Raw genomic sequence first — 14,072 nt, forward strand, 5'->3', positions numbered from 1 at the left:
GGCCCTTACGTGCGCGTTTCTTTCTCTATCCTTGTTGGACGCAACGTAACTCGTTGTTCCGTGACCCCGCGGACTCGAGAAAAACCCAACGCCAAAAGGAATGCACACATGTCGCAACAGACAACCACCACGAAGCCCGGACTTTACCGCACTATCTCAGCCTGGATCATGATCGTCATTGGCGCCCTCATGCTTATCGGTGGCGTCGTTGCATGGTTCGCCGTCTCCGCCAACCTGCGCGTTGAGAACATGACGGTTCCCGGCGACGCATCATCGAACGCCGGCAAGTCCGTTGCGGGACCGATGACTGCCTGGTCCATGCAGACAACCATCCACAAGCACGCCCTTGCCGCGACCGATGGCCTGACTTATGCGGAGCTTGGTGAATCAGTGAATGCTGCCAAGGAAGAGTTCGGTGATGATTCACCCGAGGCCGCAGCAGCACAGGGCCTTCGCAACACCGCAATGAACGCTTCATTCCTGCGCGGTTCACTCTTCACTTCAATCCTTGCCTTCGGTGTTTCTGCTCTGGCCGCTGGCACAGGCGTCATTGGCGTCTTGGGTGGCGCTGCGCTACTTCCTCGCAAGGAGGATGAGGCCAAGGCCCTCGAGGCCTAGTTTCTGGCCAGTTACCCCCAACCCTGTTTGAAGGGTTAGCATTTGCCCGGTCGATCTTTATCGGCCGGGTTTCTGCTCGCTGTAGAAAGAAAATCTCATGCCACGTCTTGTCGCGATTGACCTCGCCCGTTTCCTTGCCCTCATTGGCATGATGGCAGCGCACCTTCTTGTTGGGTTCAATGAGGGAGGTTGGCTCGAACTGGCAACAGCAGGTTTTCCCTCAACGCTCTTTGCCGTTCTCGGAGGGTTTGGGGTGGTGTTTTCGACACGCCGCTACCTCTCACACGGGCTGATAGGGAGAGCCATTGTCGGCGGTCTAACTCGCGGTGCGATAGTGGCTATCATCGGCCTATTAATGGAGTTCCTTCCGGAGCACCCCATCGCGGTCATCCTGGTGTACTACGGGATAGCGATCATGGTGGCGTCATTCCTGGTCCTCATACCGCAGCTGCCACTCTTTGCCCTGCTAATTGTGGCTTCTGTCATCAGCCCCCTGCTTAACTTCTGGGTCGCCGGGGCCACAGAGGAGTTTGCATCAGCGGGCACGCTCGACTATTCAGGGCCCGGACAGTTCCTTGTCACCACGCTATTTACCGGGACCTATCCGGCTCTGACATGGAGCATCTACCTCGGCTTCGGGATCGTCCTCGCACGCGCCATCCTGAACTCAGACAACCGCCCTCGGACTGCGCTCACCTGGGGCGGCGCAGCGGCTGGTGTTTGGGTGGTCGCCGAGGTCGTCAGTCGGATGCAGATCAGTCGTGTTGCCGAAGACCTCGCTACGCAGGGTTACGGCGGGATTGAGGAAATCACTGAGTCACTGCAGGGGAGCTCCTTTGGAACCCCCTATTTTGGGGGCTGGGACGCCCTGCTGATCGCAAGCCCCCATTCAGGATCTACAACTGACATCATGCGGACAGGCGGAGCGTCGATCGTCGTCATCTGCATCCTCATACTTGCATGCTCGAGAATGACCAACACTCCCGGACTTCTCAAGCCCGTCGCGAAGGTTGGAGCGACACCCCTGACCTCGTATGTCCTGCACATCGTCATGACTGCGTACGCCCTCGCTGCTCTAGGCGAGCCGATGTACGGTGGCGACTACGGGAGGATTTACAGCATGCTTAGCATCGCGTTCTGGTGGCAACTGGCGGTGATCCTCGCCCTCGGCATCATTTTGACGGTCATCAATAGGCGCGGACCCCTGGAAACACTGGTGTCATGGACGTCCAAGAGCATCGCCGCCATGGTGCCCGCCAAGACCGCGCAAGCAACCCAAGTCGCGGGCGGGACCGATTCATTACAGTTCGATTCCAACGGTGGTAACACATAGGTTTTGGCCTGTCATTGCCCTAATGTAGGGCCATGAAAAGCACATCTCTTCGGGCTGTATCCCTGCCAGTAATTGCAGCGCTCACGCTGGTCCTTGCCGGGTGCGGGTCGTCCTCGGGTGGAGACGGCGCCGCAAGTTATGGGAACGTTGACATGGGTGCTGCCATGCCATCGGAACAGGCCGCGGCCGATATGGGTGCCGTAACCGAACAGGCACTAAGTGCGGAGGCCGGATCCCCAGCGGTTAACGCTTCAATCATCGTCAGTGGGGACGCTACCGTCATCACTGGCAACCCTCGGGATGCGGCAGCGAAGTTCACGGAACAGATTCTCGAGGTCGGGGGGCGCATTGACTGGAGCTCGACCTCGGAATACGACTCGCAACCCTATGCTTCGGTCACCGCGCGTATCCCCGCCGACAAGTTTGATGAGGTTTTGGCGGGTTTGGACCAGTACGGCAGCGTGCAGAACAGCACTACTTTCAACGAGGACGTCACCCAGCAGGTGACCGACTTGGACGCAAGAATCAAGGTACTTGAAGACTCAATCACCCGGCTTCAAAACCTCATGGATCAGGCAACTTCTGTCGATGAGCTCATCGCAGCCGAGAATGGTTTAACGCAGCGCCAAGCGGAGTTGGACTCACTCACCGCACAACTTGAGTGGCTCGACAGTCAAGTTTCCATGTCCACCCTTAACGTTTCGTTCTCCACCGATGTTGATTCAACGGGATTCTCGCTTGGGAAGGCGTGGCAGATCTTCCTGAAGTCGCTCGAAGTCGTGGGCTACGGTCTCCTGGTGGCACTACCCTGGCTGGTGGTCGCGGCGATCATCTTCCTATTGGTGCGCTGGGGCCTCGCAAAACGGCGTGCAAGACTCTCGGCGGGCACTCCCAATTCGGACGAGGTCGATGCTTCCAATCATGATCCGGAGACGCTCGACGTGGAAGTTGTGGAAGCCGACGACGCGTCTTAGGCTCCGGAGGTCCCGCCCTGGATGTCGCGAGTACGCAGATCAAGGTGCTCAAAAGCCTCCACGATCTGGTCGATGTGGGCATCGGTTAGTTCGTCGAGCAGCAGCTCTCGAACGGTGGCCTGGTGGATTCGCGATGCCAACTCTGTGGCTTCAATTCCCGAAGGTGTGAGAACGGCCTCGTACCCACGGCGATCAGTCCCACTGGGTCGCTTGTCCACCCAACCCTCTTTGATCAGCCCGCTTACAAGGTATGTCAGGCGTGATGGGATGAAACCAAGACGTTCCGCTAACTCCCCCATCCGCATCTTCTGCTCGGGAGATTCGTAGAGCATGAGGAGGATGTTGTAATCGGACAGAGATAGGTTTGCGCCAGCCTTCAACTGGGTCTCAAGAAGTCCTTGCAGACGAGTGCTGGCCTCAAAAAAGACACGCCAAGCTAAGGAGCGCTTGTTGTCGCGATCCTCAATACCGTTAGTCGGTTCTATGGCCACTGCTTCGAAAAGGCCTCTCATCTTCCCTACCACATCGTGCTTCCACGGCATGAACTAGGTGCCATTCTACGCGCTGGCAAGGCCGTGGCCCTGTGGTAGCCACTACGTTCCAAGACGAAGCAGTTCCACACCGCCAGATGTCGGGGGGTGGACCTAGAATGTAGAAGGTGATCGATCAGCGGTCACAACGTCAGCAGTGATGGAGGGGCCCATGGGGTACAACATGAAGCCGAGGAAGGCCGTGTATCACTCCCCGAAGCGAACACGTCCCGAACCTGACGCAGTGCAGGTGGTACCGGCTGGAAAACAGATCCCCACATGGCTCCGCAATGCAGGGGTCGGATCCTGGGCGATAATCGGCATCACGCTGGTTGTGGCCGGTGTCGTCTTCATGACTGCCAAAATCTCAGCCGTGTTCATCGCGGTGTTCGTTGCATTGGTCCTCACCGGTCTGCTCAACCCGTTGGTGAACCGCCTTAGTAAACACATGCCTCGGGGACTTGCCGTGGCAATCGCCCTCCTGGGCACGTTCCTTATCTTTGGCGGCATGCTCACCTTCGTTGTCACATCTGTAACCGGACAGTGGCAGAAGCTGGTTGAACAGCTGTCACATGGCGTCGACATGATCGTAGATTTCATCGACAACTCTCCCTTCGGCGTGTCCCTAACCAGCGACCAGGCCTATTCCTGGGTGAGCACCATGTTTGACCGCGGCGAAAAGTACCTGCTTGATAACTGGCAGAACATTGCCACCACGGCACTGTCCAATGTTGGCGCTGTAACGCTCGCTATCACATCGGTTGCTCTGGCGATTTTTGTGACGGTCTTCTTCCTTCTTTCCGGCGCACAAATGTGGCGCTGGTTCCTCAATCTTCTTCCTACAGATGCCCGGGCCAAATGGAATCATGGGGCTCAAGCAGGGTGGCGCACCTTCGCCGGATACGGCCGCGGAACGATCATCATTGCCTTTATTGATGGGATCCTTGCGTGGATTTATCTGGAAATCCTGGGGATTCCCCTTGCGCCTGCCCTGGCTGTGCTGGTCATGATCGGTGCGTTGATCCCTATGGTTGGTGCCCCGGCGGCCATGGTTGTGGCCATGATCGTGGCCCTAGCAACAGAGGGTGTCATGAAGACCGTCCTCGTCGGTGTTGGTATTGCTTTGATCGGACAGTTCGAGGGCCACATACTGCAACCGTTCATCATGGGTAAGCAGGTGGCGCTCAGTCCGGTCGTTGTTGGTATTGGTGTCATGGCGGGCACACTGGTCGCCGGCCTTCTCGGTGCCATCATCGCGATCCCGATCATCGCAGTGATTTGGGCCGTGTTCTCCTCTCTCTACCACCGAGACCCTCCGATAGAAGGGCCCCTTCCCGATTTACCCAACCGGAATGGGACTGACGCCCACGCGCATGACTCTGAGGATGAGGATGGCGTGCCTGCCATTAAGAAGATCCTTACCGACAAGCTGAGTATTGGCGGTGCAGGCAAGGAAGATGAGGCCGGGGCTAAAGCAAGTTAGAACAGGCCCCCGCCCCGGCCGGCCTGCCTCCGGCCGAACCGTGCCCCTGCCCCCATTCCACCGGCCGTTACGCGAAATGTATACGTGGGGGTGGAATGCCCGTCTGGGGTGCGCACCCCGGACGCATATTTCGTCCCGACGTATACATTTCACGGGCATCGGCGGCGCCAACTGCCCACGTCCGTTTCTATCAGAGTGAGGCCCGGTCTGAAGCAGGCCATTCGTCGCCGCGAGCTCTACCGGAAGTCCCTCGACCTCGTCCTGAGGGGAACGTCTAGCATCTCTAGACGGTCGGCAACTAGCGCCACCGCCCCATCACCTTTCTCGACACGTCCGCTGATCACCATGGCGTTTGCCTCAAGAGCAACCGAACGGTAGCGCCGCCACAGCCCTGGCGAACAGACAACGTTACCCAACCCTGTTTCGTCCTCCAACGACAAGAAAGTTGTCCCCCGAGCTGTTCCCGGACGTTGTCTATGTGTTATCAAACCCGCCACGGAGATACGCCTATCACAAGGGGCATCTGGCAGGGCTCCCAACGGAATGACCCCACGTTCATTCAAGTACTGGCGAGCAAAGTTCATGGGGTGCAGGTCTGGCGACAATCCCATACCGTCATAATCCGCAACCAACTCCTCTTGAGCAGTCATCACGGGGAGGTTTGGGGCCTTCATCCCCAACTCGGTTCCAGGCAGGAATGGTTGGTGCCAGTCATCTGCAACTACAGCACCTGCAGCCCACAAACCCTCACGTCGACTGATTCCAAGGTCCGCCAGCGCCCCTGCACTTGCGAGCTTCTCAACTTGAGATCGCGTGAGATTCGCACGAGCGGCTAACTCAGCGATGCTGGCAAACGGTCCGCTTTCTCTAGCCTCGACAATCTGCTTAGCCCCACTTCCAAGGCCCTTCACTGTCTCTAGTCCCAAGCGAACTTCCAGGTCGGGGTGGGGGTCAACCAGTGTTGTGCTCTGCTTCGACATTCTTGTACTTGGCATCGGAGCAGTTTCAACCTTCGTACTTGGCATCGGAGCAGTTTCAACCTTCGAGTGGGTCACACTAGGGGGTGTAACCGTAACCCCGTGCCTTCGAGCGTCCTCGACCAATGAAGACGGAGAATAAAAACCCATGGGTTGGCTTGCCAAGATTGACGCATAGAAGTGCTCAGGATAATGAACCTTCAACCAGGCAGAAGCGTAAACAAGGTAGGCAAAAGAAAAGGCGTGCGACTCGGGGAAGCCAAACTCCGCAAACCCTTGCAGTTGGGTAAAAACCTGTTCTTGCACCTCAAGTGACACGCCACGGGCACTCATTCCCTCAAACAGTGCTGGTTTCAACGCAGCCATTCGTTCAGCACTTCGTTTAGCGCCAATGGCGCGCCTCAACTCGTCTGCCTGACCCGGAGTAAAACCAGCCACATCCACAGCTATCTGCATCAACTGTTCTTGGAAGAGTGGAACTCCCAGGGTCTTCTTGAGGGCATCCTCCATGAGTGGATGCAGGTAGGTCACCTTCTCTTTGCCGTTCTTCCGGTTCAAGTAAGGATTTACGGCCTTACCTTGAATGGGACCTGGGCGAATAAGAGCAACCTCGATGACTATGTCGTAAAACTCGCGAGGCTTCAGTCGCGGCAACGTGTTCATCTGAGCTCGGGATTCCACTTGGAACACTCCAACAGTGTCCGCGTTGCACAGCAGGTCATAGACTCGTGGATCGTCCTCGGGAAGATTGTAGAGGTCCAGCGGGCGCCCGTTATGTTCCACACCCGAGGTATTGAGCCAGTCAAACGATCGACGCAAAGCTGTCAACATTCCCAGCCCTAGCAAATCAAACTTGACTAGCCCCGCGTCCGCACAGTCTTCCTTATCCCACTGCAGGACGGTGCGTCCTTCCATTGCCCCCCACCTCACCGGACACACCTGTGACACGGGTGTGCGAGTCAAGACCATGCCGCCCGGATGAATCCCCATGTGACGCGGCATCTTCTGAAGTGTCTGCGCCACCTCTAGAACAGAATCAGGTGCAGAACTACCAGCCCTCTTGGACCACAGCTTCACCTGCCCTTCCGGAAATCCGAAAGCTCGCGCAGCATCTCGAATTGCCGATTTGGGGCGGTAGGTGATGACGTTGGCAACCATCGCGGCATTGTGACGCCCGTACCGCTCATAGACATGCTGGATTACCCTCTCCCGCTCTCGCGCTTCAATATCTAAGTCAATGTCGGGGGCTCCCGTGCGTTGCGGGGACAAAAATCTCTCGAAGAGCATCCGGTGCTTTACGGCATCAACCGCGGTAATCGACAGCGCATAGCAAACCGCAGAGTTAGCCGCCGAACCACGTCCCTGGCAAAGAATCCCACTGCGGGAGCAAAAGTCGACAATGTCTTTGACAATCAGAAAGTAGCCGGGAAACTCTAACTGCTCAATAATCTCCAGTTCATGGTCAATCTGCTCCCAAGCTCGGGGGAATTCAGTTCTGGACCCGTAGCGCTCGCTTGCGCCCTGATACGTGAGATGACGTAGCCAGGTTTCCTCTGTCTGCCCATTGGGGACGGGATAATGCGGCAGGCCGGGTTCCAGGATGCGGAAGTCAAAAGTAAACTGCCGCCCCAGTTCCGCTGCATTTCTTACCGCCTCGGGGTGGCGCCGATGCAGGTAGAGCATTTCCTCATTTGAACGTAGGAAAGTCCGCCAAGCAGGAAGGTACGGTTCTGCTTGATCCAACGACAGATTTAGGCGTGTCGCACTGAAGACATCCGCCAGCTTTTGCTGCTCTGGGGTTGCACATCGCACTGCCCCCGTCGCTACTAGCGGTAAGTTACGTGAGTCCGCAAGCGTCGCCAATGCGTCCGCTAGTGAAGGTGGATTGTGGGGTTGGAGGCTGGCCTCCACCCCAATGTGTTCTGAGCCAACCGTGTCAATTAGCTGGTCTAGCACCCTGGCTGCGGCTGACATGCCACCGGCTGTTAGTGTGCGTCGTAGCGGTCCATGAGCGGTTCCCGTCAAGATGAAGATATCGTCATTGAAAGTATGGATCTCCTCAAGTGTGAGCGTGGCTTCACGTCTTCCTTCTTCAGCAAGGAAGTGGGTACTAAGCATCTGGCAGAGGTTGTGGTAGCCCGTTTGCGAGGACGCAAGAACGGGAAGACGCACGCCGGGGTCGTTGCGGTCCGCGACAGTCCGCTTAGGCTGATCTGTAGACAGCACACGATGGTTCAACGTTAGTTCTGTGCCGTAAATGATTGGGAGCCCTGCCTGTTCTCCGGCGCGGGCTGTTTGTACGGCGGAGTACATTCCATCCACGTCAAGGACCGCGAGTCCCGACAGGCCCAATTTTTGGGCTTGGGTCACTAGCGCAGCGGGGGTATCGGTCCCTTCTAGGAACGTGTTTGCGCTGTGAGCGTGGAGTTCCGCGTACTCCGGAGTTTGCATCCTCCCATCTTATCGAACATGTGTTCGATCCTAAAGTGTGGCCCGGGCCGAGGGCGCCACCGCGAACCCCGAAGACCAATCAGCCGAGGGCGCCACCGGATTCTTCGAGGTAGCACCCGGCACAGAGTGATTCGTAGGTGACGCCATCCCCATCGATGGACACCTGATCCCCATCGAAGATGAATTTGCCGCCCACTTGACGTCCGTTAAGAATGGCCTTCTTCCCACAGCGGCAGATAGTTTTCAGCTCTTCTAGAGTGTTCGCAATGGCCAACAACCTTTGTGAACCTGGGAAGATCTGCGTTTGAAAGTCTGTCCGCAGTCCATAAGTCAGAACTGGCACGCCATCAATAGTGGCTATCCGCAGAAGATCTTCAACTTGGTCCCCCGTGAGGAACTGGGCTTCATCTACGAGCAGCGCCGCGACCGGGGCGATCTCTGGGAGCACTGAGACTAGAGCATCTGGATCTTCACCGCGCGCATGCCTTGCAAACAGATCCCGCACGTTGTCACGGGGAGTTATGAGGAAATCCACCTCCCTGGTTACACCAAGACGGGAAACGACTTGGGAATCCCCCTTGGTGTCTACGGCAGGCTTCGCCAGAAGAACACGTTGTCCCCGTTCTTCATAGTTGTACGCCACCTGCAGTAGTGCTGTGGATTTGCCCGAGTTCATTGCCCCGTAGCGAAAATACAGTTTTGCCATTTTTCCTCCGTAGGCGAGTTTAGCTGCGCAATCTCATTCATTGGGTAAATACCTTCTACCCACCACTGTGAACCTCTTTGGACTAATAGAAGATCTGGACACTCCCGACGGGAAACACGCAGGTAACATCGAGGTGAGTGTTCTTCACTTTCCGGCTTCCACCATCTTCCCCTCACCATCCACAATCCCCGCACGGCGCTCACAGGGTAGTCCCCTGCCTCAAGTTCAGGATGGTCACAACTAACAATCAGAGTTGTGGGGTTCCCATTTAGCAGTCCCCGACGATTAACCCAGATTCGTCCAAGCGTGCCATCACTTCTTTGCCCCATGAGTAATGCCGTGGGTGGCTTTACAAACAAGACGATTGGAAGCGCGCTAACCGCCCCATCCCAATCACCTTTTCGCGAAGTCACTACCCCCTTATTGTCATCACCGGAACTCTGCTCACTACCCCAAGAAGTGAAGAAGGTTCTGGAGCGAGGGTCAAAACCACCCTGAATGGTTGGTGTCACCGCAGCGTCTTCCCCCAGAAGTGATTGCACCTCTTCCACGGCCCGTGTTGCTTTACGACGGGTTTGCCCCCCACCCCACAGCGGGTCTGATTCTGGAACCGAGACGGGGTGGAGCGCAGCGACCCGGATCCACTGAACTGCCTGTTCTTCCCCACTATCGGGGGAGGACGTTAACCTGCCTGACATTCCTCTCAATTGCCACGTGATCCTCTTTCCTACCTGCGAGGGCGACATTGCATCAAGTAGTGTCCATGTCCTCTCATAAATACCACCCCCCACTTTTTCCACCGTGACCCTAATGGTTGAGGAGTACAAACCCTGGTGCACCAGGGCATCAGAAAGACTATTGGCAACCCTGCGAACTGCCACGACGCTTTGCTCCACTGTGAGGGCCGGCGGATCAAGTTCCACTTCTGCCACCACCTCACCACCAGTTCGGGAGGAAGCCTGCGGCATCATCCCGGTTCCACAAATGAGATCCCATAAAATCTGTCCGCTGGCCCCAAATCTGGTGATAACCGCGGACGCCCCCAGGTCACGCAGATCGCCTACATCACGCACACCCAGGGCCTTAAGGATTGGTAGCTCTTTGACAACACTTGCTTTGGAGCGAGGCGGAAGGTCTTCAACTACCTCTTCTAACACGTGTGAATCTAGGAATGCGCGCGTTCCCTCCGAAGGGATAATCAGTCCCCGCCGACACGCCAATAGAACCCCCGTGAGGGTATCTGCGATCCCTACTTGGCATTCCGCACTAGTTTGAAGAACAACTTGCTCAATGAGCTCGCCGGCCAGCTCAACTTCCCCACCGGCCCATTTTGCTGGACCCCGCACAGGGGCGAACGCCAATCCCGGCCTAACCACAATCACTTCCGGAATGAAATCATCCACCACCTGCAAGATTGCTTCAAACGCCACGGTTTCCCGGCCCGGATCAGGAGGAAAAACCAGCAATTCGGGACAGCAGTACTGAGCCATCACCTGGCTCATCCCCACTTTTACGCCACAATCTTGCGCTGCAGGCGTGACAACTTGAACCCGGAAACGGTCCACAACAGCCGCCGGAGCTCCGGGAGGGACCTCTACCACCAGGGAACTTAGCTCCCAGTTCGGTACCCACAGGGCAACGTAGCGAGGAGAATCCACAGATATTCCACCACTCACGATGCTTCCTTTCGCTTCCTCAAAGGAGAAGGTGGCGTGGAAAGAACCGACCCACCCCGCGTTTCTTCCACGGATTCACCCAGGTCAAAATCTGTAAGGGGAGCACTGACCGTCAACCAGGGGTGCATGGTCAAAATCGTTGCTTCAACAGCGCGAGCCCGGGCCGCCAAAGCACGCTGATGTCGCGGCGCCACCTCTACATCCCCAACCGCAACAAACGAAAACCCCTCTACCAAGCTGCCAATGACCTTCAATCCCCATTCGCCCACGGAACGGATGAGGACGATACGACTGAGATCAACCCCAAGAGCTTCAGCACCTTCCCACGCAATATCTTGAACCCCAACTACCGCAACAAACTGCTCCGGTTTCATCAACTTGGCAAGCGCCCTGACCACACCTTCAATAGTTCCGTCCGTGTGGTAGACCCCGCGTCCTAAACCACTGCTATCACTGATGTTTGCAGCAAAACCTGCCACATCCTGACGCATCTCTACCTGCGTCAAAACCGCCCAGGCACGACGTAACCTTTCTTCTTGCTGCACCGCTATCTTTGCCACAACCCACCCCTTAGTCGAACATATGTTCGATCATAAAGGTCCCCTCCGACATCTGCGACCCCCTCTGAGAAATCCGTGAAGTGCCGCGAATCTCACCCCCGAAAAACTCTCCGGACGTCCTCGTCCCCAACCACGAGGTGGAAGAATGGCGCGGTGCTCCACATTGCCTTCTTTGAACCCCGCATTCCGGGAAACACCGGTGCCGCCATACGACTAGCCGCCTGTACTGGCGCCATGCTGCACCTGGTTGAACCCCTAGGTTTCGACATGGAAGACACAAAGCTGCGACGTGCCGGACTTGATTACCACGATCTTGCCCACGTCAAAACCCATCCTGACCTCGACTCTCTTTTGGCTGAAGTACCCGGTCGCACGTGGGCTTTTACCGGTCGAACAACACGCACGTACACGGATGCGAAGTACGAGGACGGTGACTGCCTCCTCTTCGGCCCCGAACCGGATGGCCTACCTGGGTGGGTCATGGAAGACGAACGTATCCACGCCCTCGTCCGCATCAATATGCTGGAAGGTGCGCGCTCTCTGAACCTCGCGAATGCAGCCTCAATTGCAACTTACGAGGCGTGGCGCCAACTCGGTTTCACCGGGGGCAAGTAGAGACCCAACTAGAGGCTACGACGTGAGGCCTTTTCAATTCCTTCGGCAAGTTCAACGATTCGCCGCGGATTTGACCACCACATCCACACAAAGCCAACTATCGGCAGCACCAAGGGGATAAACCAAGCCTCTACCCCAAACCCTTCCCAGGGGGACCACAGCGCGGGACCTCGCTGACTCCCCACCCCCAGCAGACCAACGATTACCGGCCCCGCCAGGGACACGCTGATGCACGCCCACGCTACCTTGCGCATCCGTCGCCCGTTGTGAGTCAATCCCACCGCTGCACCCACGTAGACCGCCCCGGCAAACACCGTTACCAACCGTGGCCCAAGCGGCGGCGTAGAGTCACCAAATAGTTGAAACAGACCAATACCAACACAGCCGATCCCCGCTAGCCAGAATGCAGCCATGACAAGACGTCCCAACCCGTGGGAAGCTCCCCGATTATCGGCCAACCGTGGCGGCGCCGTCGACACACTGCCGGACAATGCGTGATCCGACTCGATGTCGCTCACAAGGTCGTCATCACCCAAACTGGGGACACCTGATGCATGGTCAGTCATTACGCCAGTCTACTTTCGAAAGAGTTCCCAAGGATCGCAATGATACGTCCTCGTCTTCCATAGCCCTGAAGACACCCCTAGGACCCATGTCCCAGAAAACGTGTCTGGTCTTGCAGCCTCTTTCCTTCGCGAGGACGTCGTAGCGTGGAACAATAGGGATCAACAACCATGGCGGTTGAAAGGCGATGCCAAGGAGTTGAGAGCACTTGAGTGAGTCAATCTACGACGTTGTAATCCTAGGGGCCGGATCGGGAGGCTACGCAGCAGCACTGCGGGCCGCTCAGCTGGGCCTCAAGGTAGCTTTGATCGAAGGGGACAAGGTCGGCGGCACATGCCTGCACCGCGGCTGTATCCCAACGAAGGCCTACCTGCACGTTGCTGAAACAGCAGATGCAATCCGCGAATCTGCACCAATCGGGATCGATGCGACACTGAACGGTATCGACATGGTCAAGGTGGGTGAGTACCGCGATGGCGTCGTCAACAAGCTGTACCGCGGTGTTGAAGGCCTGCTGGGTTCCCGCAAAGTTGAGGTCATCATCGGGTGGGGGCGCGTAACCAGCCCGACCACTGTAGAGGTCAACGGTGAGACCATCACGGGAAAGAACCTGATCCTCGCAACCGGTTCGTACTCCCGCACACTTCCGACGCTTCCCATTGAAGGGCGAGTCATCACGTCCGAGCAGGCGCTGCAGATGGAATGGATCCCCTCTCACGCAATCATCCTGGGTGGCGGTGTCATCGGTTCGGAGTTTGCTTCGGCATGGAAATCCTTTGGCTCCGAAGTGACAATCGTTGAGGGCCTTCCCCACCTTGTCCCTAATGAGGATGAGATCATTTCGAAGAACCTAGAGCGCGCATTCCGCAAGCGCGGCATCAAGTTCCACCTCAACACCCGTTTTGCTGGTGTAACCCAGGACGAGGGCGGTGTGCATGTCTCGACCGAAGACGGGAAGACCATTGATGGCGACCTCCTCCTCGTTGCCATTGGTCGCGGTCCCGTCACCCAGGATCTGGGCTTCGAAGCGATCGGGGTAACTCTGGATCGTGGCTTTGTCATCACAGATGACAAGTGCCGCACCGGCGTTCCTGGCGTCTACGCAGTTGGCGATATTGTTCCCGGACTGCAGTTGGCTCATCGCGGCTTTGTGCAGGGCATCATGGTGGCAGAAGAAATCGCGGGTTTGAACCCTGAACCGGTTGATGAGAACACCATTCCGCGCGTCACTTTCACCGAGCCTGAAATTGCTTCGGTCGGTCTCACAGAGGCACAGGCAAAAGAGCAGTACGGCGCCGACAAGATCAAGACCGTTGATTACAACCTGGCCGGAAACGGAAAGTCCAACATTCTTGGCACTGCGGGTCTCATTAAGCTTGTGGGTGTCGAGGACGGTCCGATCGTTGGTTTCCACGCTATTGGTTCACGCGTATCCGAGCAGATCGGTGAGGGTGAGCTGATTGTCGGATGGGAAGCCTATCCTGAAGACGTTGCGAAGCTCATTCACGCACACCCAACACAGAATGAGGCGATTGGCGAAGCCGCAATGGCTCTTGCCGGCAAGCCTCTGCACGCACACGACTAG

General features: G+C 56.9%; 12 protein-coding genes. 6 read left to right on the forward strand and 6 right to left on the reverse strand.

Translation table 11 applies throughout. The features are described 5' to 3' along the window. The first annotated feature begins 108 nt into the window (after positions 1 to 108). The 3 genes from IDL90_RS02545 (at position 109) to IDL90_RS02555 (ending at position 2,925) form a co-directional block, all read left to right on the forward strand. Positions 109 to 618: a hypothetical protein gene (locus tag IDL90_RS02545; protein WP_223175114.1), complete on the forward strand. Its 510-nt coding sequence runs from the start codon at positions 109 to 111 to the stop codon at positions 616 to 618. A 97-nt stretch (positions 619 to 715) separates the two neighbouring features. Next, positions 716 to 1,951: a DUF418 domain-containing protein gene (locus IDL90_RS02550; protein WP_187994214.1), complete on the forward strand. Its 1,236-nt coding sequence runs from the start codon at positions 716 to 718 to the stop codon at positions 1,949 to 1,951. A gap of 32 nt (positions 1,952 to 1,983) precedes the next feature. Continuing rightward, entirely contained in the window at positions 1,984 to 2,925 is a 942-nt protein-coding gene (locus tag IDL90_RS02555; RefSeq protein WP_187994215.1) for a DUF4349 domain-containing protein, read from the forward strand. Here the strand turns inward: IDL90_RS02555 and IDL90_RS02560 are convergent. Next, on the reverse strand, positions 2,922 to 3,467 hold the full coding sequence (locus IDL90_RS02560; protein ID WP_262508952.1) for a MarR family winged helix-turn-helix transcriptional regulator: 546 nt from the start codon (positions 3,465 to 3,467) through the stop codon (positions 2,922 to 2,924). The two genes, IDL90_RS02555 and IDL90_RS02560, sit on opposite strands and share 4 nt — an antisense overlap. Positions 3,468 to 3,627: 160 nt before the next feature. Between IDL90_RS02560 and IDL90_RS02565 the strand changes: the two genes are divergently transcribed. Continuing rightward, positions 3,628 to 4,938, forward strand: a complete 1,311-nt coding sequence (locus IDL90_RS02565) for an AI-2E family transporter (RefSeq protein WP_187994216.1) — start codon at positions 3,628 to 3,630, stop codon at positions 4,936 to 4,938. A gap of 236 nt (positions 4,939 to 5,174) precedes the next feature. Here the strand turns inward: IDL90_RS02565 and IDL90_RS02570 are convergent, their stop codons facing one another. The 4 genes from IDL90_RS02570 to IDL90_RS02585 form a co-directional block, all read right to left on the reverse strand. Next, complete coding sequence (locus tag IDL90_RS02570; protein ID WP_187994217.1) at positions 5,175 to 8,366, reverse strand: error-prone DNA polymerase; 3,192 nt, start codon at positions 8,364 to 8,366, stop codon at positions 5,175 to 5,177. A gap of 79 nt (positions 8,367 to 8,445) precedes the next feature. Further along, positions 8,446 to 9,072: a thymidine kinase gene (locus IDL90_RS02575; RefSeq protein ID WP_182142491.1), complete on the reverse strand. Its 627-nt coding sequence runs from the start codon at positions 9,070 to 9,072 to the stop codon at positions 8,446 to 8,448. Then, positions 9,039 to 10,748: a hypothetical protein gene (locus IDL90_RS02580; RefSeq protein ID WP_187994218.1), complete on the reverse strand. Its 1,710-nt coding sequence runs from the start codon at positions 10,746 to 10,748 to the stop codon at positions 9,039 to 9,041. Before IDL90_RS02580 ends, IDL90_RS02575 begins: the two co-directional genes overlap by 34 nt. Continuing rightward, positions 10,745 to 11,308: a hypothetical protein gene (locus tag IDL90_RS02585; RefSeq protein ID WP_187994219.1), complete on the reverse strand. Its 564-nt coding sequence runs from the start codon at positions 11,306 to 11,308 to the stop codon at positions 10,745 to 10,747. Before IDL90_RS02585 ends, IDL90_RS02580 begins: the two co-directional genes overlap by 4 nt. Positions 11,309 to 11,461: 153 nt before the next feature. Between IDL90_RS02585 and IDL90_RS02590 the strand changes: the two genes are divergently transcribed. Next, entirely contained in the window at positions 11,462 to 11,923 is a 462-nt protein-coding gene (locus tag IDL90_RS02590) for a tRNA (cytidine(34)-2'-O)-methyltransferase (protein WP_187994220.1), read from the forward strand. Positions 11,924 to 11,931: 8 nt separating this feature from the next. Here the strand turns inward: IDL90_RS02590 and IDL90_RS02595 are convergent, their stop codons facing one another. Next, on the reverse strand, positions 11,932 to 12,489 hold the full coding sequence (locus tag IDL90_RS02595) for a hypothetical protein (protein WP_262508953.1): 558 nt from the start codon (positions 12,487 to 12,489) through the stop codon (positions 11,932 to 11,934). A 206-nt stretch (positions 12,490 to 12,695) separates the two neighbouring features. Between IDL90_RS02595 and lpdA the strand changes: the two genes are divergently transcribed. Then, complete coding sequence (gene lpdA, locus IDL90_RS02600; RefSeq protein WP_182142487.1) at positions 12,696 to 14,072, forward strand: dihydrolipoyl dehydrogenase; 1,377 nt, start codon at positions 12,696 to 12,698, stop codon at positions 14,070 to 14,072.

This window comes from Schaalia sp. JY-X159 (assembly GCF_014525425.1).
In the GTDB taxonomy this organism is placed as follows: Bacteria; Actinomycetota; Actinomycetes; order Actinomycetales; family Actinomycetaceae; genus Scrofimicrobium.